This is a genomic window from Enterococcus silesiacus (genome assembly GCF_001886225.1).
Lineage (GTDB): Bacteria > Bacillota > Bacilli > Lactobacillales > Enterococcaceae > Enterococcus_L > Enterococcus_L silesiacus.
Genome location: NZ_JXLC01000001.1, coordinates 144,603 through 171,109 on the forward strand (window position 1 = coordinate 144,603; position 26,507 = coordinate 171,109).

General features: G+C 36.2%; 22 protein-coding genes. 3 read left to right on the forward strand and 19 right to left on the reverse strand.

Annotated features, from left to right (window positions below; all coding sequences use genetic code 11):
• Position 1: 1 nt before the first annotated feature.
• From RV15_RS00655 to RV15_RS00670, 4 genes are all read right to left on the reverse strand, one after another.
• Positions 2-2,407, reverse strand: a complete 2,406-nt coding sequence (locus tag RV15_RS00655) for a MucBP domain-containing protein (protein WP_071876129.1) — start codon at positions 2,405-2,407, stop codon at positions 2-4.
• A 283-nt stretch (positions 2,408-2,690) separates the two neighbouring features.
• Positions 2,691-4,190, reverse strand: a complete 1,500-nt coding sequence (locus tag RV15_RS00660) for a helix-turn-helix domain-containing protein (RefSeq protein WP_071876130.1) — start codon at positions 4,188-4,190, stop codon at positions 2,691-2,693.
• Positions 4,191-4,410: 220 nt separating this feature from the next.
• On the reverse strand, positions 4,411-5,208 hold the full coding sequence (locus tag RV15_RS00665) for a TIGR00282 family metallophosphoesterase (RefSeq protein ID WP_071876131.1): 798 nt from the start codon (positions 5,206-5,208) through the stop codon (positions 4,411-4,413).
• 120 nt (positions 5,209-5,328) lie between these two features.
• Complete coding sequence (locus tag RV15_RS00670; protein ID WP_071876132.1) at positions 5,329-6,237, reverse strand: helix-turn-helix domain-containing protein; 909 nt, start codon at positions 6,235-6,237, stop codon at positions 5,329-5,331.
• 477 nt (positions 6,238-6,714) lie between these two features.
• On the opposite strand from RV15_RS00670, the gene RV15_RS00675 reads away from it, so the two are divergent.
• Positions 6,715-6,912 (forward strand): helix-turn-helix transcriptional regulator, encoded by a 198-nt coding sequence (locus RV15_RS00675; RefSeq protein ID WP_245791169.1) that lies wholly within the window; start codon positions 6,715-6,717, stop codon positions 6,910-6,912.
• Positions 6,913-7,029: 117 nt separating this feature from the next.
• Here RV15_RS00675 and RV15_RS00680 read toward each other — a convergent pair whose 3' ends face one another.
• Genes RV15_RS00680 through RV15_RS00695 form a run of 4 tightly spaced genes read right to left on the reverse strand, consistent with a single transcriptional unit; the run spans position 7,030 to position 10,357 of the window.
• On the reverse strand, positions 7,030-8,445 hold the full coding sequence (locus tag RV15_RS00680) for a glycoside hydrolase family 1 protein (protein WP_071876133.1): 1,416 nt from the start codon (positions 8,443-8,445) through the stop codon (positions 7,030-7,032).
• A 4-nt stretch (positions 8,446-8,449) separates the two neighbouring features.
• Positions 8,450-8,773, reverse strand: a complete 324-nt coding sequence (locus tag RV15_RS00685) for a PTS sugar transporter subunit IIA (protein ID WP_071876134.1) — start codon at positions 8,771-8,773, stop codon at positions 8,450-8,452.
• 1 nt (position 8,774) lies between these two features.
• Positions 8,775-10,016 carry a PTS sugar transporter subunit IIC gene (locus tag RV15_RS00690; protein WP_071876135.1) on the reverse strand — a complete coding sequence of 414 codons (1,242 nt, stop codon included), beginning with the start codon at positions 10,014-10,016 and terminating at the stop codon, positions 8,775-8,777.
• Positions 10,017-10,039: 23 nt separating this feature from the next.
• Positions 10,040-10,357 carry a PTS sugar transporter subunit IIB gene (locus RV15_RS00695; protein ID WP_071876136.1) on the reverse strand — a complete coding sequence of 106 codons (318 nt, stop codon included), beginning with the start codon at positions 10,355-10,357 and terminating at the stop codon, positions 10,040-10,042.
• Between the two features lie 189 nt (positions 10,358-10,546).
• Here RV15_RS00695 and RV15_RS00700 point away from each other — a divergent pair, with 189 nt between their 5' ends.
• Positions 10,547-12,436 carry a BglG family transcription antiterminator gene (locus RV15_RS00700; RefSeq protein ID WP_071876137.1) on the forward strand — a complete coding sequence of 630 codons (1,890 nt, stop codon included), beginning with the start codon at positions 10,547-10,549 and terminating at the stop codon, positions 12,434-12,436.
• A 78-nt stretch (positions 12,437-12,514) separates the two neighbouring features.
• Here RV15_RS00700 and RV15_RS00705 read toward each other — a convergent pair whose 3' ends face one another.
• The 7 genes from RV15_RS00705 to RV15_RS00735 all read right to left on the reverse strand — a co-directional run bounded on the left by RV15_RS00705 (position 12,515) and on the right by RV15_RS00735 (position 20,984).
• The gene (locus RV15_RS00705) at positions 12,515-16,351 is read right to left on the reverse strand and encodes a SpaA isopeptide-forming pilin-related protein (protein WP_071876138.1); all 3,837 of its coding nucleotides are present in this window, start codon (positions 16,349-16,351) and stop codon (positions 12,515-12,517) included.
• A 73-nt stretch (positions 16,352-16,424) separates the two neighbouring features.
• A complete protein-coding gene (locus RV15_RS00710) occupies positions 16,425-17,045 on the reverse strand; it encodes a hypothetical protein (protein ID WP_083429052.1) in 621 nt (206 codons plus the stop codon).
• Positions 16,975-18,138 carry a WxLIP family cell surface protein gene (locus RV15_RS00715; protein WP_071876139.1) on the reverse strand — a complete coding sequence of 388 codons (1,164 nt, stop codon included), beginning with the start codon at positions 18,136-18,138 and terminating at the stop codon, positions 16,975-16,977. The genes RV15_RS00710 and RV15_RS00715 overlap by 71 nt, the downstream gene beginning before the upstream one ends.
• A 72-nt stretch (positions 18,139-18,210) precedes the next feature.
• On the reverse strand, positions 18,211-19,029 hold the full coding sequence (locus RV15_RS00720) for a WxL domain-containing protein (protein ID WP_071876140.1): 819 nt from the start codon (positions 19,027-19,029) through the stop codon (positions 18,211-18,213).
• A gap of 62 nt (positions 19,030-19,091) precedes the next feature.
• Positions 19,092-19,934, reverse strand: coding sequence for a WxL domain-containing protein (locus RV15_RS00725; protein ID WP_071876141.1), 843 nt, complete (start codon positions 19,932-19,934; stop codon positions 19,092-19,094).
• 9 nt (positions 19,935-19,943) lie between these two features.
• Positions 19,944-20,222 carry an EF2685/EF0750 family sortase-dependent surface protein gene (locus RV15_RS00730; RefSeq protein ID WP_071876142.1) on the reverse strand — a complete coding sequence of 93 codons (279 nt, stop codon included), beginning with the start codon at positions 20,220-20,222 and terminating at the stop codon, positions 19,944-19,946.
• A 78-nt stretch (positions 20,223-20,300) separates the two neighbouring features.
• Complete coding sequence (locus RV15_RS00735; RefSeq protein ID WP_071876143.1) at positions 20,301-20,984, reverse strand: winged helix-turn-helix domain-containing protein; 684 nt, start codon at positions 20,982-20,984, stop codon at positions 20,301-20,303.
• A 663-nt stretch (positions 20,985-21,647) separates the two neighbouring features.
• On the opposite strand from RV15_RS00735, the gene RV15_RS00740 reads away from it, so the two are divergent.
• Complete coding sequence (locus tag RV15_RS00740) at positions 21,648-23,093, forward strand: helix-turn-helix domain-containing protein (protein ID WP_071876144.1); 1,446 nt, start codon at positions 21,648-21,650, stop codon at positions 23,091-23,093.
• A 57-nt stretch (positions 23,094-23,150) separates the two neighbouring features.
• Here the strand turns inward: RV15_RS00740 and RV15_RS00745 are convergent, their stop codons facing one another.
• Genes RV15_RS00745 through RV15_RS00760 form a run of 4 tightly spaced genes read right to left on the reverse strand, consistent with a single transcriptional unit; the run spans position 23,151 to position 26,504 of the window.
• Entirely contained in the window at positions 23,151-23,750 is a 600-nt protein-coding gene (locus tag RV15_RS00745) for a response regulator transcription factor (RefSeq protein WP_071876145.1), read from the reverse strand.
• A complete protein-coding gene (locus RV15_RS00750; protein WP_245791170.1) occupies positions 23,743-24,843 on the reverse strand; it encodes a sensor histidine kinase in 1,101 nt (366 codons plus the stop codon). Before RV15_RS00750 ends, RV15_RS00745 begins: the two co-directional genes overlap by 8 nt.
• Before the next feature lie 27 nt (positions 24,844-24,870).
• Positions 24,871-25,623 (reverse strand): ABC transporter permease, encoded by a 753-nt coding sequence (locus RV15_RS00755; RefSeq protein ID WP_071876147.1) that lies wholly within the window; start codon positions 25,621-25,623, stop codon positions 24,871-24,873.
• Positions 25,620-26,504, reverse strand: a complete 885-nt coding sequence (locus RV15_RS00760) for an ABC transporter ATP-binding protein (RefSeq protein WP_071876148.1) — start codon at positions 26,502-26,504, stop codon at positions 25,620-25,622. Before RV15_RS00760 ends, RV15_RS00755 begins: the two co-directional genes overlap by 4 nt.
• Positions 26,505-26,507: the final 3 nt, after the last annotated feature.

The following is a 26,507-nucleotide window of genomic DNA, read 5'->3' on the forward strand; positions in this document are numbered from 1 at the left end:
TTCAATCATTGGAAACAACATCATACAAATCCCAGCTAATTTCTCCAGAATACCGATCTGCTAATGCGTCGCCTGATTTCACAGCAATTTTCAATCCATCATCTGATGTGTTCCAATCATGCGTGACATTGTAGTCATCATGAGTTGCCGTTATTGCTGATTCAATCGTTGCTGATGAATCGGAACGGATCGGAACGGACTGCCCAGCTCTTACATAAAATAGTGCATCGGTTAAGACGCGTTTGCTCTTGCTTCCTGTCAAGGGTTTGCTCAAGGTTGCCCGTAATTGCCAACTAGAACCTAATACACGCGTATCTTTCACAATGATATCCCGATCTTTTGATTCGATATTATATTCTTCATCCTTGGCAGATAATGTGTGTGTTCCAAAACTGATCTGGGTTGGTACATCCGAAAATGTTAGATGACCTTGATAGTTATAAACGACTGTTTGTTCTTCATCAGAAAAGATTCCTGATTTATTTTCTGGCGTCGCTTTCAGCGTATAGCCGGAAATGTCTTTCGCTTCACTCTGATAGGCCTGACTGATTTTTCCAGCCAACGTTTCAGTTGGTGCAATCTCTTGTCCATCTTCATTTAAATATTTGACAAGAACTGGTTTCCCTTCTATGAGATCTGCTTCTAGAACAGCTTTATTACTGATTTTTTCTTCCTCATTTGCAGTAACAACTGCTGTATTGGGGATCGTGATTTGATTAACTTCTGGACTTGACAGCTCTTCTTGGCTTAGCGCTAGACTGCCGTTTAATTCAAACGTGTACGTTTTCCCATAAAAGGATTCATTCATTAGGCTCTCTGCTTTGGCTTCGATCAGCAATTCATTTTCAGCATTTTCGCTAACTGTAAAATAATCAGCAGCTGCCTCTCCTGCCTCATCGGTGATCTCTACATCTGAAGCGTCTATCCTCAATGAATCGGCTAATGCATCCGTAATGTTTAACGACTGGATCAAAAAACGCGAGGAGTAGGCTGGTACTTTTTGAGAAATTGTATATAATTTTCTTTTTTCAGCGCCAATATAATTAAAATGCTCCCCAACTTTGAAGGGTGCTTCAAGTTCTTCACCGCCAATGATATCTCCCAATCCTGGAAAATCATCGTAATCAAACATCGCCGTGCTCTCTTCGGTGTTGATCGGCATATTGGTATGAATATCGTAACCAGAAATAACACTACCCAAAACTCGACCTTGTGTATCATCGAGCGTAACAGAAGCTCGCGGCGCTAATACTGTCCCTATAAATAATGAAGCATTGCTTCTAAATTGGATTTCTTGATCCTCATCATTAAAATTATGAACAAGGTGCGTCGCAATTTTATACGTTTTATCTTTCAAGTCTTCAGAAATCGTATGGCTGTCTGATTGGATCAAAGGCACTGCTTGATCTGCATATTTTCTTTCAAAAAAGACTCCTTGGTTCCCCTCAAAATCATATTCTTCAGTTCCTGGCAAACTAGGATAGGCTGTTGCATGAAAAAAAGTGCTTCCGCTAAAATTAAACGATGGAAAGTGTTTGTAATTAATGAATACATAAGGCGGCAGCATCGTGTCTGGATCATAATTCGTGTAGTTGATCGAAATATCTTGAGCGTTTTTGAAATGCTCGATTTGACCATCCACATCAACAATCACTACTGCCTGCTCTGTCACACCTTTTTTCAAAGCGATATTAAGTTGGATCGAGGACTGTCCGCCCCAATCATTTGGATTCACTACTTTTTGCGCTGTATTTACTTCTGCTGCTTGAACCGCCGAATTATAAACTACCGCTTGATCAGTATCGATCAAGGATGCATAGTAATCACTGACTGTTTGGATATTAGCCGTTACTTGAGAAAAGGTTGAAATACCATTTTCTGTAAATGACGGAAATGACTCAAGCGAACCAGTGTAGCTTCTATCTGTAAAATTATCCCGCAAGCTTGGATAGTACCGAAATGCAGCATTCATTTCTTCATCTGTTGGCAGATGTTCTAAATAATAATGTAAGTTTTCACCTGCTACGTATTTGAAGCTTGTTTCATTTGCATACCAGCGAATAATGTCACTCCCAGTAATGGTTTCAGAAACAACAGCCGGATCGATTTGTTCAAGCTCCCAATTCTTAGTTGTGTCTTGATAATTTTGAAAACCACCTTTAGACAAGCCTGATGAGCCGTTAGAGGTTATATTTTTTGCCATAAACTGGCCGACAAGCTGTTTATCCTGCAATTGATCGGTATTAAAGTAAAGTGTACCGCCAGCTGTTAAATTCGTTTTTGTGGAAACACCCAATGGATAGCCCAAAGGCGGAGAAATGCTCTCTGCAAAGGTCACATCTGTTTTTAGAACGGTATATAATAGACAGAAAAACAAAATGAGTAAACTAAATATGTTTTTTTTCATCGATTCTCCGATCCGCTTATTTCATTGTGTAGTGTGAACATAAGCTACTTTTTTCACTACCATGAAATAATACAATTTTTTTCAGAAAAAAATTGTATATTTTTGAAACAGATTGTTTCAAAACAAAAAAAACAACAGTTCTTTATTTCAAAACGCTGTATTCATCAAGGAAAAAGGCTGAAACAAAACACACAAGTGTTTTGTTCCAACCTTATAAAAAATAATTAATAATGATAATTTAGTGATAAAAAAGCGATATTCCCAACAATTGGCTCCGTTCGACTTAAAAAATCGTTCTATAAAAGATTTGATTGATCACATCCAACATCTGCTTCCATTGCTCTGGATTCAACTGCTCATCAAAATAAAAATGCTCGGTTTGCGGCGCAACAGCTTCATAAGAGTCTGATATCACTAAATCAGCTGCCATTACATCATTCGTAAAAATGATCCGTTCCTGATTATACACATCCAAAATCGCTTTTTTTATATTATCTGCCAAAATCAAACTATTATTGAAAATTACACAAATCTGGATATAACCGAGTTTTTTATTTAAATAGATACCTGAGTAAATCGTCAATGACAGAATTGCCATTACGCCAGGCAAGGATTGCTTATTTATCTTAGGATAAAAATCTTGTCGCCCAACAATCTCTGCAATCCTTTGAAGGATATTCTCGTTGACTTCGTTGTAATCGATCATCGGAAGAAACGAGAGCCCGTTTTTGTAATAACCAGATATATCCATATTGATGTGTTTGATATAGATCAACAAAATGAGTAGATAAAAATAAAAATTTGTAAATCCCTCTTCCGTATAATCGAGTTTAAACTCTTTTTGTACCTCTGACATCAGCTTTGTTGTATACGCTGCGATTTCTAGCGAAGACTGTTGATAATCCTGCACGATTTTCTTTTTGGTTTCCAGCGAATCAAGATTATAAATCAGTCCTCTTGTTGCATAGACTAATAATGCTCGTTCCTTTTGGTATTGTTCATTTGTCAGCAGATTTTTAAGTAGCGGCAACAACTCCATATCTTTATTATCAAAGTAGGCTATATCTGCCAAAAACTCTTTAGAAGGCTCTATATAATTCTTTTGCCAAAGTGCTCTTTTTAACGTAATCAGCTGAATAAACCGTAATTTAGCTTTTTGAGATTCTGAAAGGGAAGAGGCATGGTCAAAATAGCCCTCGAATTCTTTTAATTCTAGCCACGATTCAGGATAATTTTTATTGTCAAATTCTGTTGATTTAAACACTGACCAATAGGAAAAAAAGCTGAATAAACGAATCCCGATCTCATTACCTGTCAAAGGGCTAGTAAGCTGATTGAACGAAATCTTACCGCCAAATGGTGCTACCATCTGTTTCAACTCTCGCAATTGTTTGTATACCGACGAACTACTCATATGTAAATCTAACGCCATCGCTTCAATTGAGATATAACGTTTTTTTAACAGCACATCTAAGATGAAAAAAACACCACTTTTTTCCACATAGAATAAATGAAGATAATCAATCAAATAGCCTATGCTGTAAGCTTCTTGTGTTTCAATTTGATACAGTCCTGTTTGGACATTTTGACTTAACTGTACCTTTTCTTCGAAGGCTTCTTCTACTTCCTGCACCAACTCATGAAGATATCTACTGAGCGTACTTTTCGTAAGACCATACTTTAGCAATAAATCATTAAAACTCAACCCACTTTTTGAGAAAACAATCGACTTAAATAATTCGAACTTTGTCCGTTCTTTTTTTCCCATAAAAGAATTTTGCATAAATACCTCCCTACAATCTGCTACTTTACTCACCGCTCTCTGATTCTTTTTTCATTATAAATCAATTTACTTGTCTCTTGTTCAAAAATGCTCAATCGCCTTTACAATCAAAAGAAAAGTGAGTAAGGCTGGGACATAACTCTACGAGTTACATTCCAGCCTCAATGAATCCGAATAAACGGTGATCCTTCTGTTTCTGTTATTATTTAATTTGGTTGTTTTATTCTTCAAATGGACGATCATCACTGATTTGGATCGGTTCGATTTTTTTCGCCCGTCCTGTTTGGTCGTCAATATCAATAACACAAGCAGACAATAAACTTCGGCCCTCTTCAACGACTTCAAAACGTTTCGGTAATGCCGTCAAAAATTTCTCAATAACTGGACCACGCTTCATTCCTAAGATACCATCATAAGGACCAGTCATACCAACGTCGCTTAAGTAAGCTGTACCTGCGGGTAAAATGCGTGCATCGTTTGTCTGGACATGAGTATGCGTACCAACAACTGCACTGACCTTCCCATCTAAAAACCACCCCATCGCTTGCTTCTCACTTGTTGTCTCCCCGTGAAAATCAACAAAAATCAACGGCGTCCGCTTACGTGCTTGAGCAATCAGCTCCTCGGTTTTACGAAAGGGATCATCGATATCTGCCATAAAAACACGCGCCTGCATGTTGATTACAGCTAATTCAAGCTGATTGACTTTAACAAAAACCATTCCTTGTCCTGGTGTCCCTTCTGGAAAATTGGCAGGGCGAATCATTTTTTTTGCATCATCAATAAATTCAAAAATATCTTTATTATCCCAAGTATGGTTCCCTAATGTGACAACATCAACCCCATCTTGTAAAAATTTCTTATAGATCTTACCAGTGATTCCTCGACCGGCTGCAGCATTCTCACCATTTAAAATCGTTACTTGTGGGCGATACTTCTTCTTCAACTTCGGTAAATAAGTGGTGATCGTATCCCGTCCTAGCGAACCTACTACGTCTCCTATAAATAATATACGCAAAAAGCTTCCTCTTCTCTTTTGATTTCTGTTTTTATTATAGAGGTTTTTGGGATGGAAGGGAAGGGTTGTGGGTATATTGAGACTTACGTATGCTAGATATATAGTAAATATCCAGACTATTTAAGTATGTTTTACAAAAATAACTGGAAAATCTTTTTTATCAGTATATGCAGCAGTATCAGCCAAAACTAGTTTGACATCCGTGCTAATTTGGTCTGCTACAACCGTGTCACCTATATCCTTAAGTAAATGGATATATTCTTGAATCCGCTGCATATATTGGTAATCGCCGATAGTTATATAATCTAGTAAATTTTCCAAATATTTTAGATGAATTCTATAGTTAAAATTCTTTCGTTCTTTATCTTGCATTTTTGCTAAATGAATATATTTTCTAGCACTAGTATACTCTTTTTCATATATTCTCGTTGTCGTTGCATTTAAAAGAATATAATAAAAAGCGTCATCCATAACTTTAGCTTGTGACTTGTTTTTTTTAGTAAGAAAAATTTTTTCTATAAGGATGTCGGCCTTTTCCTTTTCAAGAATTCGCATGGCATTTCTAATAATTATATAATCATAATGTTGATAGTAATCTTTATTCACTACCATAGTAAATATATCATTTAATTCATCTTCACTAACTTCATCAACCTCGTCCCATAGTTGAGCAAAATAACTCTTAATAGCAAAATAATTGGATAACTCTCTTAAGTCTTTATTTTTATTAGATAGTTCAAGGTAGTAATTAATCAACTCTTCCTTCCTATTTTCACCACGTAAATCCTCTGCGCAATTAGAAAATAGAATATGGAATTTTTGTTGATCTTCATTCAATGGTGCGATTGTAAAAACTTCTTCGGGTAAAAGAGATAGACTGTTCAGTATCCTTTTCAAGTCATTTACTTTAATCTCTTGCTTCCCGCTCTCAAGCCTAGAATAAACTGAAGGGTCTACATCAGGTAGAATCTCCTTTTGAGTAAAATTTATTTTTTTTCTAAAATATCTCAAAGCTTCATATATCTCCACCACTTACTCTCCTTTCAATGACATATTCACATAAAAAAACTACTTTTCACTCTAATACTCATTACTTTATGAGATTTTAACAATTCATTTAATAATATGTTTATAACTGTCTTAATTTTTGGTAATATTATCATTAAGTACTAGATATTTTAAGTACTTTGATAGATATAACTATATTTAAGGGGGAATATAAATGTTTATTACTACACTTGCTTGTATTATTAGTGTTTATACTTGGCAAATAGGATATTAATCCTATAACAAACTCCTAGCATTCATAAAACTTGGGGAAGTTATTCATGCTAGAAGTCCTCAATAGAAGGAATATAATCCCTTTATCTGTAGTTTGCCACTACGTATTAAATATAACACACTAAGGTTAAATTAGTATATATATTTTTAACTAAATTTATTATAAAATACTTGGTGCGTTATATTCCTTACCACTATACACAATAAAGAAAGAGGCAATCATCTATGAAAAAACCGATCAAAAACAATTTACAAGAAATCCGCAGCACTACAAACATGACACAAGAAGAACTTGCCAATCAAGTCGATGTTTCGATCCAAACCATCCAAAGTATTGAAAAAGGGAAATATAAACCTTCTGACTCTTTAGCTGTTAACATTGCTCGTTCACTAAATAAAGACGTTACTGATATTTTTTCTTAGAATGCTTGGATTCAGTCAATTTTATACACTAAATTGACTGAACATTCAAAAAAAGATCAGATTCCGTCCTAAATAGAATCTGATCTAACTTCAATTTTTGTTCTTTAAAATCTATATCTACAACCTTTTTCCATTACTCCTAATAACTCCTTGGTACCAATAAAAGCTATCTTTTTTATACCTGGTCAATTCCCTGACCTCTGTATCTGTACGATCCACGTAAACAAAGCCATATCGTTTTCTAAACCCACTAGTCGTGCTAATTAAATCAATAAATGACCATGGACAAAAACCAAAAACTGCTACGCCATCCTGAACGATTGCTAATTGGATTTGTTCAAGATGCTTTTTCAAGTACTCGATACGATAATCATCGTGGACCTGGTTATTTTCAGTTAATGTATCGATCCCGCCTAAACCATTTTCAGTGATAATCAAAGGTATTTGGTATCGTTGATAGATTCGGTTTAGTGTGATCCGTAACCCTTCTGGATCAATTTCCCAATCCCAGTCGTTGCTTTCTAAATAGGGGTTACTACAACCTTTATAGATCCCTTCAACGACTTCTTTTTCCGTTGAACCAACTTCGCCTGATGTATTGATTACTAATTCTTTACCACGCTCTAACGCTGTTACATGCTCCACCGTTTTACTATCGTAATAATTAAGTCCGAGAAAATCACATTTGCCCTCTTTAATCAGCGCCATATCCCCCACTTCAATCGTCGGCAGACAATCATGTTCTTTCATGTAAGCTTGCATGGATGGTAAATACTGACCATTACAATACAACTCTAAAAAGAAAGTATTCCGCAGTTCTTCCGCTTTTTCAGCCGCTAAAACATCTTTTGGATTGCATGTTTTAGGATAAACCGGTGAGACCCCAAGCGCTGGACCAATTTTTGCATCTGGTAACAGTTCATGACATAATTTCACAGCACTGGCATGGGCTACGGTCATGATATGATTCATCTCATACTTTTGTTTTAACAACGACTGCTCACTGCTTTCAGTGAAAGAGATCAGATATGGCAGTAGGAACATATTGCTTTGTTCATTAATCGTTAACCAGTAATTGACCCGATCACCAAACTGTTCAAACAACACGCGGCAATACGCCACGAAGTCTGGAATGATCTTTCTTGAACTAAAACCGCCGTACTCTTCTTGCAGCACCACAGGCAAATCAAAATGATAAATCGTGACAATTGGTTCAATGTTATTTTTAATCAGCTCATCAATCAGCTGGTTATAAAAATCAACACCCGCTTGATTGATTGCACCTCGACCATTCGGTAAAATTCGGGTCCAAGCAATGCTAAAGCGATAAGCTGTTAATCCTAGCTCTTTCATCAAGCAAATATCTTCTTTAAACCGATGGTAATGATCACTGGCAATACTAGTATCTGCATATTCCGGAGCAATACTTTCATCCACAACAGATAATGTTTTGCCAGCTTCTAGATAAGCACCTTCCACTTGATAAGCCGCTGTGGCTGCTCCCCATAAAAACGTTTCTGGAAAAGAAGACATTTGATCATCCTCCGATTTTACTGATTTTGTAGTACAATTTGAATAAATGTTTGGCAATATTATATTCGCTTAAAATCGTCATCAGGGTATCTTGTGCATGGGTAAATAACAAATTGATTTCAACTGGATTTTCCATGCTATACTGAACAACTTTTGTCTGTGCATTGTGGGCTAGATTTAATTCTTGCTTCGCCGCTTTTAATTGTTCTTCACCTTCGACAAAATAATCTTCATCCATTTTTTCTAACGCTTCTTTGATCAAATTTCGACCGTTTCCTGCGTGTAAAATCATTTGCATTGCTACTTCATTTATTTCATCTTGTGTCATCTTAGGCTTCCTCCACTTTCAACAATTCTTCTTTATAAATTTGGTTGTCATATACTTTCAAGAATGGGTAATAAATAAATCCTGTTAACACTAAAGATACAGCTAACAAAATCAACCCATTTAAATCTCCGTTGATCAGCCATGTTTGGATGCCAACTGGTAAATACCATAACGCAAATGGTTTCGTTGGAATACTGACCCACCCAAGTTGGAAAGAAAGATACGTTATCGCCGGCACTACAATCCCAGAAATCCACATTGGCACCATTAACATTGGATTGAAAACTACCGGAGCGCCATAAACCAATGGCTCATTGATATTACATAATGACGGAACAATAGAAGACTTCCCAATTGCTCTTAACCGTTTTGATTTTGTGAACAGCATGAATACGGAAAGCATCAATGTCGAACCGGCGCCACCGATCCACACCCAACCTTGCAATGTTTCGTTTGTTAGGATCAATGACGGATCTATACCTCGCGCTAAATCAGCTGCATTTTGTCCAACTGCCTGCAAGCCAATCGGCACATATAGCGGCTCCAACACCCAACTGCTGATACCAAATGAATATAGAAAAGCCTGAATAAACATGATCAACACAAATCCCCAGAAACTTTGCGATACATTGACCAGTGGTGATAAAATCCAATAAATACCCTCATACAGATTGATATTAAAAATAAAAATCGCTACCCAACCAATGGCTAAAATCAAAAACGTTGGTGCAATACTGTCAAATCCTTCTACTAAAAATGGCGGCATCATTGTATCTTCTTTAAATAAACTAAACTTAGAAAATTTATCCATCACAAATGCTACAAACAAGCCCCCAACGATTGCTGCAAACATTCCGCCCGAACCTAATTTAGCAAATTCAATGATAATATCTCCATTGTCATTAAATGTCGGAAAAACCAGCATCAAGAAAAAAGCGATCCCGATCATTCCAGCTTGTTTCTTTAATTTATGTTTCTTCTTTTTCTCCAAAAGCAGATACGGAATAAAAAAGGCTACAAACACTGACGCTAATCCAAAACTAAAACTGCTAATTGGCGAAATATCTGGAAAATTTGGAATATATTCTTCAAAAATGGCAAAAATCGTTACCAGTGAGCCGACCAAAATCATTGGCATCACTGTCGTCATCGCTTCTTGAATGGCACCGATCCAAGGATTTTTCGTGATTTTATTTGCTTTTGGTGCAAAGACATTCGTCATCCAATCAATAATCTTTTTCATTTTTCTCCCACCTATTTTTCAATCTACTTCGCAATCAAAGACAGTGCAAAGTTCAAAGTCGCTTCCCCATTTATCGCTCCATAGTATTCATCTGGAATAAAGTCATATGGAATTCCCTCAAATTCATTCATTGTTTCTTTTAATTCAGCTTCCATATAGCGTAAGTGTGGACCAAACAACACTACATCTTTTTCATCGATGTAATCTTCAATTTCAGAATCTCCAACAGCTTCTACTGTTACTGTTAACCCTTGTGTTTTAGCACTTTTTTTCATGCTTTGCGCTAAGAAACCACTTGAAGCTCCGCCACCACATACTAATAAAATATTTTTCTTTGTCATATTGTTTTCCTCCTTTGTATTTCACATCCCAATTATCGCTATTTTGAACCAAGAGGGCAAACCAACATTTTGCACTAGCAAACGCTTACGGTGCAGTTATGTGATTTGTTCGTTTTAATCAGAGACTATATAATGAAGTCAACAATAGAAGAAGAGGAACTATCAAAAAAGGACTGCGAGGGAAACAGCATGAACAAGTTATCTGAAGAACAATTAATAAAGTATCTCCAAATAAATGGTCTCACCTCTTCCAGCCAATTAGCACAAGTTTTTTCTGTATCTACTAGAACCATTAAGAATTATGTCAAAAAAATCAATGAACACGTTGCGGAAAAAATTATTCATGCAACCTCAAAAGGCTATTATATCGACCAAAGTGAGCCTCCTGAAATTTTCTCAAAGGAAGTCAGCCGAGAAAAAGTGCTGATAGAAAAGTTGATTTATCTTCTAACACCGATGAATAAATATGATTTAGCTGAGGAACTTTTTATCAGCTTATCTACACTGGAGCGAACGATCAATAAAGCAAACAAAGAACTGCATAAATTCCACTTAAAAATCGCCAATCAAGATAATTCCGTTCATCTTGCCGGACCTGAAGAAAAAAAACGGGCTTGGATCAGAGAACAATTTTACCATGAGACAAGTGCTGAATTTTTACATCTAGCAACGATTCAGGCTGCATTTTATGGCTATAATTTAGATGAGCTAAAAATCATGATCACTCAAATTTTGAAAGAAAACAACTTATATATCAATGGTTACACCTTAAACAGCATCATCTTACACATAGTAGTCGCAATGGAACGAATCTACGACAGCAATCAAAGTATCGATACCGATTCTGCTGAAATTGATGAACGTTTGGCAGCGGAACATCGCTCAGCCATTGCAATTGCCGCCTACATTCAGCATACTTACGCTATTCAGTTAAAAGAGAGCGAAATTTCTTATATGACGATCCTGTTAAAGAGTAAGACAACCTTACTAAATTATGCCGAGATTAAAGAAGACTTGAAAGACTACATCACTGACGAAAGTATTCAATTATCAAACCGAATTTTAAAAAAAATCAATGAGGAATTTTTACTATCGTTAGATGACGAAGACTTTTTCATTAAATTCTCGTTGCACCTTCAAAACTTATTGAGTCGCAATCGGGAAAAACAAGTTGCTTTAAATCCTATGACGAAAGAAATCAAAGAAAATTACCCATTAGTTTATGATTTAGCTGTGTTTGTTTCCAATGAATTAGAAGAATATTTGGGGTCTAAAATTGCCGAAGATGAAATTACTTACCTGGCGTTTCATATTGGGGCCTATTTTGAACATGCTAAAATAAACCAAAGTAAGCTCTTCGCTACCCTGATCTGCCCTAGTTACTACGACATGCATATTGATCTTTCTGAAAAAATTTTAACGGCTTTTGACTACGAATTAGATATCAAGAAAGTTATTACCGAGGTCGATGCGCCGATCTCTAATCTGAATCAAGATTTGATTATTTCAACGATCACACTGCCAGATGAGGTGGCTTATGTGAAAATCACGCCTTTCTTCAACGAGAGAGACAAAGAGATTATCACAAAAGCAATCAAAAAAATCAATTTAGGGCAACAGCAACTAAAAATGAAAAAAGTCATCGAACAGTATTTTTCTAAAGAATTATTTGAAAAAAATCAGCATTTACAAAGTAAATATCAGCTAATCCATCATATGTCCACCCATTTGACTGAGTTGAACCGAGTGAGTTCGAGCTTTGAAGAAGAGATACTTAGGCGGGAAGATATGTCATCTACGAGTTTCGGTAATGGATTAGCCATGCCTCATTCGATGGAAATGAATGCGCTGAAAACCTCACTTTATTTTGTGATCAATGAGGAACCGATGCTTTGGGATCAAGAGTATGTCCAAATTGTTGTGATGATGGCGATGAATCGATCGGAACGAAAAGAATTTCGAAAGATTTTTAATTTGATTATTGAGTCCTTGGATAATAAGGAAACGATTGATGCGCTGCTACAAGCTGATTCTTATGAGGAATTTGTTAATTGTTTGGTTGATTCATTTAGATTTTAAACATTAAAACAGGCTGGGACAGGATGTATTTAACTCCTGTCCCAGCCTCCTATTGTTCATTGTACTACTTCAAAAAATTTACGGCTCTTGAACAATCTCCCAAGTAACTTCTCCTGTATATTCATCCGCCAATGTCCCTTTGGCAGGTACTTCCAGTTTAAAGCCTTGGTTTTTACTTTCTGCTGTGTCTAAAATGAAAGTAAAATCTTTTTTCGTTTTATCATTAGCATCTTGCTTATTGTTCACTAATTCTCCGCCAGCTCCGTTTAACACAATATCTGTAGCATTATTTCGGTAAATCAAGCGGGCATTTTTTAGCACCTTATTTCCTTGCGTGGTAAATTCTTTCGATAGGAAAGCATTTAGTCGAATGTTGCCTCGTGTCTTGCTTGGTTTCGTTGTTGTTGACGTGGTGACTTGTCGATTGTCTCTCAGTGCAACTTCAAAATCTTCTATATTGTCATATGACAGCATTTGCTTAAACGGTGTGACAAAACCTGTTTCAAAGGTTAGAAGTTCTGGCACTTTTAATGAAAGCAAGCCTTCATATTTGTAATAGACAGTTTCACTTTCATACGGAAAGACTAATGCTTCATCTGATCCCTGTATTTTCCCTGGGTCAAAGTTTATAAATCGATAGTCTGAATTCACTGCGTTCATTTGCTCCAATTGATCAGTTACTGCTTTTTGCTCTTTTAAATTAACTGTTGAACCATTACCGCCTTTGATCGTTATTGGATCGATGGTTTCAATAGCTGTTCCATCCTGATAGGCAAAATGAACAATAATTTTCCCTTCTTTGACATAAGGGATCGTGAGTTTATTTTCACCAGTTGATGTTAACGTAATCTCTTTACCTGAATCATTATATTCTTCATTAGATAAATAGCCGTCTGGTGGATTAATTTCTTTTAAGGTATAGTTTGTAACGACATACTCTTTTAGGAGTATTTCTCCCTTTGCATTTGACGTCAGGGTATTCTTTACGTTACCATCCTTATCGATAATCTCATAGGTTGCACCAGCTAGCGGTTTATTTGTTACAGAATCGACCATATTGATCAGCATGTCTTTAAAAATCAGATTTCCGCCACCACCTGCGCCAGAGTTATCGATATCAAATTTACCTGTCCAAACGACATTAGTATAGGATTGTGTACTTGTAGATCCTCCATAATTTATATATGGATGACTTGAACTTCCACCTGAATAACTTTTCGTACCACTAGTATTAAAGTCCCAATTTAACTTTACGATTAAGCCATTTTTTAACTGCTCATCATTGATCGTGATCGCCCAAGCTGAATAACTACCACCACTCACTGAAATAGTTGAAACTGGTAAAGGGTTTCCATCGCTGTCCGTGACTTCTCTTAAACTGGAAAGTTCTCTAGAATTATTTACTGGATTAATATTAGCAAGATCGATTTTTGTGCCTTTTATTAAAGGAAAGCCATTATTTTTAGCTACTGTCAAGGTTCCTTCAGCAATGTTGACATACTCTTTACTAGTCTTTAACGTAAATCTCTTTGACAAACTATTATTAAAATAAAGCCGTTGAGACGTTGTATTAGTTGGAGCAAAATTGTCACTCGTTTGACTGAGTCTTGCAGACTCCCCAGCAGCATTATAATAATTGTTTTTGCCCATAGTAAAACTTACAATAATCGCCTGTGTCAACTTTTTACTCTTTACACGAATTTGATCCTCTTCAATGTTTATCTCAGGATATTCTTCACTGTCGGAAGTGATTTCTTCACCTGGAAGCAACTGTGCATAATTGGTTATAGAAAACTGTTTGACCGTATTTACTGTAAATTTTTCACCTAAAATCGACACATCCAAACCTTTATACTTGATCACAATTTCATTGTTATTAAGGTCTGCTCCAGATGGATTTATCAGTAGTTTTATTTGGTTTACAGGCTGTTCATTGATTTTTTCTGTGCGACTACTTACGTCATTTTTACCAAGTATAAACGGTGAATTAGTGAATAAATACGCTGGTATAGATGCCACTCCTACTGTTGGAAATTCTTTTTCGATTGAGGAGGAAATGGCCAATTTTGGCGTAATTGTATTTGTTGCTCGTAGATTAGTTGGAGCAATCGTCAAAAGATCAACACCTGTTTCATAAGTAATTGTAAGCTTTTCTTTCACTTCTTTTAAAAACTTGATTTCAAAAGCGTTCGACGAATCCAACAATTCATAATCGATTCCTTCAATTAATTCTTTTATTGCACCGGATTTTCCAAATTCTACAGAAGTGATTTTTAAGTTTTTCAGGGTTCCTGCTTTGACACCATCACCGAAAGTGTCCGTTAGTTTAGTTATTTTTTGATACAGTGAATTAATCGTGATCGTCCAATTGATACTATTTTTTGCCGTATTGAACGCTCCTCTTTTCACATTGTTGCCTTGTCCTTTAAACGTTGTCGTTCCGCTTGTTTCATAGCCATTCCCTGAAAGAATATATTTAGAACTAAATGGTGGTGTGACTGTATCATCGATCCCCGTGTAGATATCCAAGCCAAAAGTATCCGTCGTATCTTCACCTAAGTATGTCAGTGTTACCTTGCCAAATGTATCATTGGAAATTTTCCAGTTACTGACCGCTTTTTTACTACCTTCAACAATCGAGCCATTAGCATTGAATGTCACTTTATTTTCTCGAGACAGCTTTGTATCGATTGCCACTAAGGCTGGCTCTTTATCGTTCGTCAAGGTGAAAGTGTCACCTTTTTTTAATTGCTGATTGGTACCATTGATATAAATCGGTGTTTTAACGATTGCTTCCTGCGCTTTTACATTGTCATCCGCGACAATTGTTCCTAAACCTAAGTAACCTAGCGCTACGACATAAAAGTTAACAGCAAACCTCCTCAGACTGATGAGTTCATTATTATCCTTCCCAATATAAACATTAAACCCCGTCCCAGATGAGAGTGAGCCGCTTTTTCCATTAGAGATAGGATTAAACCCAGTATAGTCAAAAGTTACTTCGCCGCCTGATACCTCTAAAGCCCCATGAAATTTTTCCTTAAACTTAAGTCGGCTCTGCCAATCCGATTTCTCGATCATAATAAAGTCTTCGTTGACTTTTAATTCTTTTTTCTCCCCTATCCGTGTGCCATCGATCATCGTTTCATAGGTATAGAATTGAAAGGATTCAATATCTTGTGAGGCTTTAACATAACCATCACTCCAATAACTTGGAATCAATTGCTTTGAAAAAGAAACTTCGAGATTATGCTTTGACAAATCTGCATGAGCGTAATTGACGTCCACCGCAGCATATGCACCACCACTTACTGGCATTAATTTTGTTTCATTTTTATCTTTATCAAAGGTCTTTCCATAGCTATATGTGCTGCCGGTTTCCTTATCATATAAGTGAAATATATAGTTTTTTGGTGTTTGTGTCTCAAAAGACATTGTTTGTTTAGAATTCAACTTACTATTAAATTTGATGCTTGTCACTAAATCCAAATTATACTCTGCTGATTGAACGTCTTTTATCATTGTTAAAGATAATTTTCTCGTTACCGGATCGATACGATAAGCCGCCGTATCAGACAATGTCCCTTCAAAGACCTTTGTATATGCGAAACCTTCTGGTAACGTTGTTTCAAAAGTATCTCCTACTTTATAATCTTTATTGGTAAATTTAAAGGTCATTGTAGCTTTGATTTCTGAACCATTTTCAAGATAATCTTCTTGTTCTAATCGCCGATTTTTTTCACCAGGCACTATGATACCTATACTTTGAAAAATATTATCTGTTATTGCTCTGGTTGGCTGTATTTCTTGTGCCTGAAGCTTATTTTTAGAGCTTAAAGAAGTGACAATGAAGATGCCTATCACTATACTAAACCCTAAAATGATCAAAGAGAGAATATACTTTTTTCTTTTCATAAGTTGTGAAATAGCTAACTATTTCAACTGTTCACTCCTCTCGTTTCGTCCGATTTTCAATAACACGCTATGTTTATTGTCCATTTTTATACGTAAATTCAATCCGTTCACTAGAAAAATAGCTACTGTTTAAGTACAGTTTTTCTTTGGCCTTTTCCCAATGAATATTTTCCAACGTCATATGTACGACTGTATTCAAATTAGCACCTGATTGAATTTGTTTGATTCCTTTTTCTGTGTATTGTAATGTAAGTTCTTTTTCAGTCTGGTCAAACACTGTGTATAGGTCGGACTTTTTTTCTAATTTCTTGATTTCCTCTTTAGCAAAATTCGCTTTTTTTATTTTGGCTAGCAATTTCACTTGTTTTCCATCATACTTATTGACTCCAGCGGCTTCCCATGCTCCTGTATAAACAAGAGCAAAGCCTTTTGTTTGCTGGTAATCTGCAATGGCGAGTTCCCATATGTTGCCTCGGCTGGTTAAGTGCATGGTTTGATCGGTCGATACCCAGTTGCCATTGATTTTATTCACGAATGGGTAAAAGATATAGCCCGCAAGACCACCACCTAGCAGCACAATAATAAGTAGCAATAAAATAAGGTAGAAAAAAAGGCTTTTTTGCTTATCTTCGTTTGGGTTTTCCTGAACTTTGGGAAGATCGTTTATTACTTGGTCGTTGTTTTCGTTTGTCATATTCTTTTCCTTTTTGTTGCCTTTTTTGACGTGCTCGTCTTGCTTGTTCTTTTCGTTTTTTCTTCTTCTTGGATAAGATAACCAATAAAATAATGAGGAAAATAACAAGTACAATGAAGATTCCAATGCCGATCAATACATACATTAAATAGTCTTTTTCAAGATCGACTGCTTTGTCATTCAGCTCTTTGGCTTCTTTTGCACTGATCACAAATTCTTGATCAAATGTCCAATCTTGCCCTGTGTCTTCAGATTTTGCTTTGACATTGGCAACATAGGTACCCGCCGCAAAAGGCTGATTTTCCCAGTTGATTGGAATATTGTAATTGGTATTCGGTGCAACTCGGTAGCCTTTTACCTTCGTTTCATGCAAAGGGGTATTTTCCCCTTTTTTGCTGACGGTTGCCTCATAGGAAACATTGTCAATAATCGTTGCTGTCGGATTTTGCAAATTTACTTTTACTGTGTTGCGCCCTGCAACTTGTGAGGCAAAGACCTTTTTGAGTACTAAATCTGATTTTGGTAGATCATCTGATTCTCTTAGTTGAATGGCTACTGAATAAGCAAAATTATTGGAAATGTTGAAGCCCTTTTTTGTTTCTTCTGTTTTTTTCTCCCCTGCATCCGCGCTTGTAACCCGAATCGCTCCAAGGATCAGGCCTTCAAAGGGTTCACTTGGGATATCAAGTGTTATTTTGGTAACAGTTGTCCCTTGGGCGGGAACACTGACCGCTTGTTCTGAAGTTGCAATACTTGATAAGGGATATTTTAAAGAGGGATCTTTGTTGGCTTCATCTTCTGTATAAATAAATGAGCCACCATCTCCTGTATAGGCTGGGTTGATGTTTATATTGACCGTAGCGTCTTTATCCCCTTGATTATAAAGTTGAAAAGATAGTTCCTGTTTTTCTCCCGGATTGACTTTCAAATCATAATAGCCGGCATCTTTTGTGACTTGATTGTCTGGTAAAATGGCTTTGACAGAAATAGGGATTTCCTCTCCATGCACCGTAGAAAATGGTAGCAGTATCAACAAAACCACACATAAAAATACTTGCCTTCTCCAGCAGGTTAATCGTTTTAGTGGACTCATACATTTTTCCTTTCTAACAAAATTGGTAAAAAGTTCCTACAAGCGGAACTTTCCACCAACAAAAACTGGATTTTACGGTCCGACCGTTAAGGTCCAATTTAATTTAGCCCCGTAAGCTGTAGCTTGTACACCATCGCTTTGCGGTACATTTAGTTTCACATCTGTATTTTTATCTGTTACGGCTGGTGAATCTACCTTTCCGTAGTTCGATTCTTCGTAATCTTTTCGGAAAACAACCGAACTAATTGTTCCATTTGTTGTTGTTTGGTCGGTCTTACCGGCTTTGGATGTTAGTACAGCGACACTTCCTGTTGTATCGACCCCTTTTACAGGAACTTGAACTGAACCCTCGCTTGGAATCGTTAATCCTGTAACGACATCAGCCACATTTCCTGTTTGAACATTATTAGTCAATGTTTGGTTATAAAGGTTAACTCTAGATGCTTTCAACAAATGACCGCCATTTTCTTTAAACAATGCTTCTTGCTCAACCGTCACAGCCCACGCTGTTCCTTGAACACCAGAAACATCTCCGACTTGTACGAAGTGCGGAATAGCATATTTTGTTGCATCGCCTGCTTTGTTATAACGCTCATAGATCGCATCATAATTTTTAGTGTCTACACTTGTTTCATTCTTGCCAAAATCAAAATTAGGGACATGCATCAATTGAATATTTTCAACGGTTACTCGATTGCCCTCTCCACCTTCAACTTCGATTTTTTCATCTGTACCTGGTTTGATCGTATTGATTGCACCGGTTTGAGGCATAAACGATGCTTTCCCATCTGTTTGTACTGGTTCTGCCTCAGCAGAAGTAGGTGCGCTTAAGCTTAAGATTCCCGCTGTCACTAAACTGAGTCCTAAAATTCTTTTTATTGTTGTTTTCATTTTTTTCGCTCCTTGTCCTCGATACTTATTTGATCTACTTTTCTATTTAACGATTTCGATTTTTATGGTTCTACAGTCAATGTCCAAGTCAAATCAGCGGAATAGGTTGCAACTTGTGATTGGTCGCTTGCAGGTACATTTAACTTGACCCCTTCATAACGAGCCTCTGTAGGTGTCTTAGTCGCATCATAATTTCCCTCAACATAACTATTTCTAAAAATAGAAGAAGTATATGAGTTCAATGTGAAACCAGCTGTTTTGTTTTCTAACACTACTAATTCGTCTTGTGTGTCATTTTTGACTGGAATCGTCGAAAACTCACCAAATTCATCTTTCTCACCCAGTGCAATCCCAGAAACCTTATTTGCTAAATCTGCTACTGCATACGCTGTACTTGTCAAGGTATTTCCATAAATTCTAATGCGAGAGTTGTCTAATTTTTTAGGTGTGCTACCACTCGTTTTAAATACGTCATCTTGTTGGACACTTAATTTCCATTTTGTTTCACTGTTCCCCGATAAATCCGCTACTTGAACAGAGTGAGGCATGTAAAAGGTCTCAGCTCCTTGTCCCTTTGTTCTTTTTTCAGTTAAAGCTTCGTATTCAGTCGTCTTCAAATCTGTCTTATTTGAGCCAAATGAAATGTCCGGTAAATGAGTCACATAGACGTTATTTACTTCTGGTAGTGGTTTTGGTTTCGTTGGATCTGTCGGATCTGGGTCTGGATCTAATGGGCTAGGATCTTTTGGCCCTTCTTCTGGTTTTGATGGGTCGGGACGGTCTCCTGCTGTAAACTCTGTTTCAGCTTTTGTTTTTGCAGCATCCTCATCTGCGTGTGTAGTTACTGGTGAGTAGCTAACAAACAAACCGCTTAACACTAAACTTGCAAGTATTTTCTTTTTCATTTTTTATTCCTACTTTCGTATTTTTTTATTTTTCAATTGAACCCCTAAAAAGAGTAAGCTCAAAAGACAAATCCCAATAATGACTAAATATAACGTGTGCCGTTCTCCTGTAGAAGGGAAGATTCCTTGGATATTTCCATTAATAGTCTCAATAAGGTCTATATTTTCCTTGTCTCCTTGAATAAACGTAATCTCTGATTGTGTTTTCTCAGAGGCTTGCACAGTTGTACCAAAAAATGCGATAGCTAGGAAAAACAAGCACATACTAGACAAAATTAATTTTTTCATGGTTGCCTCCCCTCTTTTCTAAGTACACGACTTTTTCTACATGAATCACCCCCTCTAACCATTAGAATCTGGGCAATTTTACTCTGCTAAAATCAACATATAACCGACTGATCGTACTGTTTTGATCAAATGTGACATCTTCTTATCCACCAGAGCTAACTTCGCCCGAATTTTACAAATGATGTTGGCAACTCTACCTTGTCTTTGCTCATGAGACATATTCGGCAGTTTCATTAAAAAAGTTTCACTAAGCAACTCATAAGTGCAGACATTCTCTTTATTTTCATAAAGAATCGCTAGTAAGGAATACTCCAATTTTGTCAGTGAAACACTCTTTTCTCCAACTGTTAAACTCAACATTAACGGATTTAACTGGATGAACGGCTTCTCTCCTAATTCAGTTTGCGGTTGTACGTTTATAGTGTTTAAGCTATTACCAATCGACAAGTATATTTCCTCTGCGATGTGATCAGTTACAAAGATTCCACAAACGCCTAATTGCAGATAAATATATTTTTCTTCCAACTGTTCTTCTGACATGATTATCCATATTGGAATATTTCTATATCGCTTGGCTTTCATTACCCATTCGCAAATTTTCCCAACATCAAACGACTGATTTTTACAAATGATTAGGGCATCAATATCTGTCAGATCGCCTTCTTTAACCACTTCTTTACTATCTAGTATGTAAGTAAAGGCTTGATATGTAAAAGCTGACTGACTGATCTTTTTTTCTGAATCAATTAGTCCTATCTTCATAGCATCCCCTCCTATTCATTGATCATTATGCAGTTTAAATATTTATCATTAAATAACTAAAAAAACTTTAAAAAAAGATTAATTCGCACTCCTTTAATGTTCTTTCAGTTTCAAATATATTTCAACCATCAAACCCAAATTTTTTTCCTTATTTTTTAAAAAATCCGTCATATTTTGGTAATAAATAAAAATAAAGACAAAAACCAAAAGAATCTATAGCTGTTCCAGCGTTAAAAGTGTAATATATTAGTTAGCTTCTCATTAGATAAACTAACTAGTATTGCTAATAGATCTTTTTCATCTCAAAACAGGAAGGTTCAGACGATATTCAACTATCATTAATTCATTATAATCATTAATTAAATAACAAATTAAATAAACGGGAATAATCATCAGTATTTTTTTCATTAATGTAGATAAATTCATTTTTCAGCAATATGAAACATGATTTTTATTAGAAAAATATCGAATAAACAAGAACTTTCACTAATTTCTCAGTTCTAACATTCCATCTAGCAAAACTTAGTCATGCTCTGCGTTCAAGTAATAATTTAACTGCTTTACTCTATATAAGCGCCATGAAACAATAGCTCAAATGTAATAGAAGAAATAAAGAAATATAAAAATAAGTCAAATTGACAGTTGATCTTGGGGTGAGAATACGTGAAATACTTAAATTTTTTAGATGACGAAGACTATGATAAGTTAGAGTTGCTTATGACTTTGCAACACTATAATGAACAATTTCTAACGAAAAAAAAGTTAATAGAATTAACTGGTCTATCTAAATTCTTATTAGATAAATATATCACCGAGTTAAATGCCGCCTATCCAGAATTGAAAATCCATGAAAATAGTTATGATGAATTGTTCTATCAGTCCGTATCAAATGATCTGATTCAATCAGTTCAATATGATTATATTCAGCGATCCTTAAAATTTCGTTTTTTTATAGAGGTATTAGTTGAAGAAAAAACCATAAAAAGATTTCAAGAGGAGCAGCATATAGCCAGAACGACGCTCTATCAGATCCGGGGAAAAGTTGTCGCCTGTTTAGAAAAAGAGCAAATCTTCATTAAAAAAAATAAACTAACTGGTAACGAAATGAACATTCGGTCTCTTATTTTCGATATAGTAGCGTACTTTTATTTTGGTAAGAAATATCCTTTTTCAAAAGAAAACGACAAAGAGGCGCAACAACTACTACAACAGCTACTCACTTATTTCAACTTAGATCTAAGCTTTTTTCAGAAGGAAAAATTGGCTTTATTTATTCATATAGTTCAAATACGCATAAGAAGTCGGCACCTTTTGAAAGAGACTCTGTGTTCTAGCAGTGCTAAAACACAACAAGTCTTTGGTCGGCAGTTAGTTATGATTGAACAAGCTCTTCATACATCTGAAATTCCAATTTCAGACAACTTTAAAGAAAGTAATTATTTGCTACTTTTCTTATTTATTACGGATATTTTTGATGTCGAATTGCGTTTTGATCAAACCCTTTTTACTCAGAGTCAAGAAGCAACAAAACGCTTAATCAAGCAGTTAACAACTCAGTTTCAAATAAGCAATTCGCAACAGAAACAATTGTATGATTCATTTTTCAAAAAAATTTTGGGATTATCTACTTTTAAACAAAGTTACACTACCTTTATAGAAACAACTACGCATAGCTATTTTGCAGATGTCTATGCGCCTGTGCATAACTTGATTTTAAATTTCACTCGAAAAGACCATTTTCTTTTATCATTGGAACTTTCACAACGAAACCAAACGAAGCTTTATTATGATATTATGTTTACCATATTGTCTCTTCTTGAGCCGTCACAATTCGGAAAACCGATTAATATTTATGTAGATTTCTCATCTGGTGCCGCTTATACAGAATATATTCGCCAAAGTTTGAAACGTTTCCGTGATTTAAATATTGCCTTTCAAGAAAAATTTAATAATGACACTCACATTTTTTTATCAGATTATCGGCTGCAAGAAGCAAATTGCCAGCAGATCATTTGGAAACAGCCACCTACACCCGCTAATTGGTCAAAATTTGCTAATTTAGTCGTTAAACTACGGAAATTTGAGCTAGAAAAGATCACTCCTGAATAGAAAAAAAGCGTGATACAAAACGAGTTTTTCGCTTTGTTTCACGCTTATCTTTTTCGTTTAAATCCAGCCTTTTTCCTTTGCCACACTTACCGCTTCGATCCGATTTTTTGCATTCAGTTTATTCAAAATCTCTGACATATAATTTCGGACCGTTCCACTAGTTAAAAATAATTTCTCAGCAATTTCTTTAGACGACAAACCATCCCCAACTGCCAGTAAAACTTCTTGTTCCCGCTCCGTCAACGGATTTTCTTGTTGTGAAAATAACCCCGTTACAAGCTCTGGTGAATAAAACTTTTTCCCTTTCATCACCGCACGAATATTGCCAATCAGCTCATCTGTCGGTGTGTCTTTTAACAAATAGCCTGATACATCAGCTTTTACTGCACGCTCAAAATAACCTTCTCTAGCAAAAGTGGTTAAAATGATCACCTTTTGTTTCTGATGCTGTAATTCTTCTGCTAGATCCAAACCTGTTTTCAATGGCATTTCGATATCTGTCAAGCAAATATCTGGTTGATGCTTTTCGATCAATGCTAATGCTTCCACCCCATTTTTAGCAATCCCTACCACCTCCAAATCATCCTCTAAACCTAAAATCGTTGCTAAAGCTGAAGACAATAATCCTTGGTCTTCTACGATAATTAATTTAATCATTGATCGTCTCCTCTTTTTTATCCACAGGTACTGTGAATAGTATCTTCATCCCATTTTTTTGCGTAAATTCGAGTTTTCCACAGATACTTTCGATGCGCTCGCTTAATCCTGTTAATCCATTACCATACACAGAATCTTTCATTCCGCGACCATCATCTTCGACTGTGAACCTGTAATGAGTAGCATTTTTTTCTATAATAATCCTGCAATGACTCGCTTTGCTATGACGAATCACATTTGTGACACTTTCCCGTAAACAATAACTCAGTGTATTTTGAATGTCCGTGGCAAGCTCTCCTGTTAACTCTTCGCCCTCTGTGGATAAAATAATTTTCGCAGTCCGCAGGCTTTTTTCAATCATAATCATTTCTTCAGCAATCAACACATGACGCATACTTGAAACAATTTCCCGTACCGTTTGTAAGGTACCTCTTGACGTTTCTGCGACCTCTGCGATTTCTCTTTTAGCCAGCTCACGATCTTTGTCTACCAACTTCCCTGCCAGCTCTGTTTTGATCGTCATGATCGACAACGACTGTCCTAATGTATCATGCAAATCTCTAGCGATTCGGTAACGTTCCTCTTGTTTGATCACATATTCCATCCGTTGCGTAGATTGATACATTTGTTTACGTAATTCAGCTTGTTTACGAATCGAACGACCCGCAAAAGGTGCTGCACAGATAAAAAAGCCATAAACAAAAATCGTGATTTTTAAATCTTGAGCCATATATTCCGGCAAGTGGCTTAAACTAAACGGCACCGGCGTCAGCGTACATAATAACGCAATATAATAATACTTAAACACATGTTTTTTCATCGGGACAAAACCAATCATCCACGCTGGATAAATAAACAAGTAGATATACCCAAAGTAGATCGTATAAAAGAGCGATATCCCATACATCAACGCCATCCAAAACGGAAACCATTTCCCATTAAATAAACAATTTCGGTAGGTCACAACAAAAATCCCCAAAGTGAACAATGCTAACTGTTTATCAAAATTATCATATGGAAACATCGCGATAATCGGAATCAAAATAAAAATCAACCAAATAAATGAAACAAAACCATCCTCTTTCGGATACAACCTAAACTTCCCTATCATAACTTACCCCTAACGTTTTATTTCTTCTCTACGACCATTCAGATATATTGATAATACCATAATTCCTACAAAATAAATGAAGATGACCAACATTCCTTTCACATCTGGTAACTGTCCTGCTGCCAACTGTTTAGCCCCTTGCGCTGCATAAAAAGTCGGTAACCCTGTAGCAATTTTTTGAACGACTTCTGGGAACATATCGATCGGCCACCATAATCCACTGGCAATCGCAAGCGGCATCAAGATCATATTATTCAGTACACTAGCTGTATTTGGATCTTTCACTAGGCTCACGATCGTTGCTAGTGAAACGATCGGTAAACATCCATACAAAATCCAGACAGCACTGGTGATCCAGGTCATGAAATCCATTTGAACGTCATTTACAAAATGCCCAACCAAAAATATAACGACCAACAATAAACTATTGATCAAAAACTGCGTTAAAATCTTACTCACATAATACATACTTTCTGGCAGAGGGGATAGGCGTAAAAACTGCTTCACACCTTGTTTACGATCCTCGATCAAGGTCATCGAAAAGGAAAATAATGAACTGATCATCACGCTATAGGTTGCCATTTGAATCATACTGTCTTTATAAAAAATAGCCAGATATTCTTCAGGAACCCCCATATTAAAGACTTTAGTAAAGAGCAGATAAAAACCGACTGGCATTCCTAACGAAAAAAAGATAAATGGCTTGCTTCTAAATAAAGAACGGCTTAAATCTGTTTTGGTTTGTACTACTAATGCGTTCATTTGTTTTCCTCCTCGACCAATGTATTGAAGACTGTTTCTAAACTTCCTGGGGTGATCAACAAATCTTTGAAGGTAATTTCTGCTGCGAATAATTCTATAAGTGTTTCATCGCTGTTTGAAGTATAGAGCGTTACGTTGTTTTCTGTTTGTTCAATTGTTGATACATACGGCAACTCAGCTAGTTTTGCTTCATCATGATCGTCTAGTAATTGAAAGCTCAATTTGTTTTGCAGCATTTCAGACTGAATACTTTCTAATGTCCCGTCATGAACGATTTCACCTTGTTTCATCAGTAAAATTCGAGTAGCAACTTTTTCAATTTCTTCTAGATAATGAGTGGTTAAAATAATTGTTTTGCCTTGTTCTTTTAGCGTATTGATTTTTTCCCAGAAAATTTTGCGGCTGGTGACGTCCATCCCCGTTGTCGGCTCATCTAAAAAAAGCAGTTCTGGATTTCCGATAATCGATAGCCCAAATGTCAGGCGGCGTTTTTGCCCACCAGATAGTTTCGTTGTGTACGTGTTTTGATGTTCATTTAACCCAGTTATGTCTAACAAATCCTCTAGAGAAAGCGGATTGAGGTAAAAACTACGGAAAAGTGTCAGTAGTTCTTTGACTTTAACATTGTCTAACGTCGTGCTTTCTTGCTGCATCACACCTAATTTCATTTTATTTTTTTTATTCAGTGGTTTTGCACCAAAGAGGTTTATTTCCCCCGTTGTTGGGCGAATCAAGCCAGTTAAGCAATTGATCAATGTGGTTTTTCCAGCACCATTTGGCCCAACTAGAGCGATGATTTCGCCTTTATTCACGTTTAAAGAAACTTGCTTTAAAATTGTCTTTTTGTTGATTGTTTTTGTGAGTTGATTGACTGTGATCATTTT

Excerpts from the sequence above, each read along its gene's own strand:
- RV15_RS00700 (WP_071876137.1), top strand. The coding sequence starts at position 10,547 with ATGAACAAGTTATCTGAAGAACAATTAATAAAGTATCTCCAAATAAAT.
- RV15_RS00745 (WP_071876145.1), bottom strand. The coding sequence starts at position 23,750 with ATGATTAAATTAATTATCGTAGAAGACCAAGGATTATTGTCTTCAGCT.
- RV15_RS00660 (WP_071876130.1), bottom strand. The coding sequence starts at position 4,190 with ATGCAAAATTCTTTTATGGGAAAAAAAGAACGGACAAAGTTCGAATTA.
- RV15_RS00675 (WP_245791169.1), top strand. The coding sequence starts at position 6,715 with ATGAAAAAACCGATCAAAAACAATTTACAAGAAATCCGCAGCACTACA.
- RV15_RS00685 (WP_071876134.1), bottom strand. The coding sequence starts at position 8,773 with ATGACACAAGATGAAATAAATGAAGTAGCAATGCAAATGATTTTACAC.
- RV15_RS00760 (WP_071876148.1), bottom strand. The coding sequence starts at position 26,504 with ATGATCACAGTCAATCAACTCACAAAAACAATCAACAAAAAGACAATT.
- RV15_RS00680 (WP_071876133.1), bottom strand. The coding sequence starts at position 8,445 with ATGTCTTCTTTTCCAGAAACGTTTTTATGGGGAGCAGCCACAGCGGCT.
- RV15_RS00735 (WP_071876143.1), bottom strand. The coding sequence starts at position 20,984 with ATGAAGATAGGACTAATTGATTCAGAAAAAAAGATCAGTCAGTCAGCT.
- RV15_RS00710 (WP_083429052.1), bottom strand. The coding sequence starts at position 17,045 with ATGACAAACGAAAACAACGACCAAGTAATAAACGATCTTCCCAAAGTT.
- RV15_RS00755 (WP_071876147.1), bottom strand. The coding sequence starts at position 25,623 with ATGAACGCATTAGTAGTACAAACCAAAACAGATTTAAGCCGTTCTTTA.
- RV15_RS00720 (WP_071876140.1), bottom strand. The coding sequence starts at position 19,029 with ATGAAAACAACAATAAAAAGAATTTTAGGACTCAGTTTAGTGACAGCG.
- RV15_RS00715 (WP_071876139.1), bottom strand. The coding sequence starts at position 18,138 with ATGAGTCCACTAAAACGATTAACCTGCTGGAGAAGGCAAGTATTTTTA.
- RV15_RS00690 (WP_071876135.1), bottom strand. The coding sequence starts at position 10,016 with ATGAAAAAGATTATTGATTGGATGACGAATGTCTTTGCACCAAAAGCA.
- RV15_RS00655 (WP_071876129.1), bottom strand. The coding sequence starts at position 2,407 with ATGAAAAAAAACATATTTAGTTTACTCATTTTGTTTTTCTGTCTATTA.
- RV15_RS00705 (WP_071876138.1), bottom strand. The coding sequence starts at position 16,351 with ATGAAAAGAAAAAAGTATATTCTCTCTTTGATCATTTTAGGGTTTAGT.
- RV15_RS00730 (WP_071876142.1), bottom strand. The coding sequence starts at position 20,222 with ATGAAAAAATTAATTTTGTCTAGTATGTGCTTGTTTTTCCTAGCTATC.
- RV15_RS00725 (WP_071876141.1), bottom strand. The coding sequence starts at position 19,934 with ATGAAAAAGAAAATACTTGCAAGTTTAGTGTTAAGCGGTTTGTTTGTT.
- RV15_RS00695 (WP_071876136.1), bottom strand. The coding sequence starts at position 10,357 with ATGACAAAGAAAAATATTTTATTAGTATGTGGTGGCGGAGCTTCAAGT.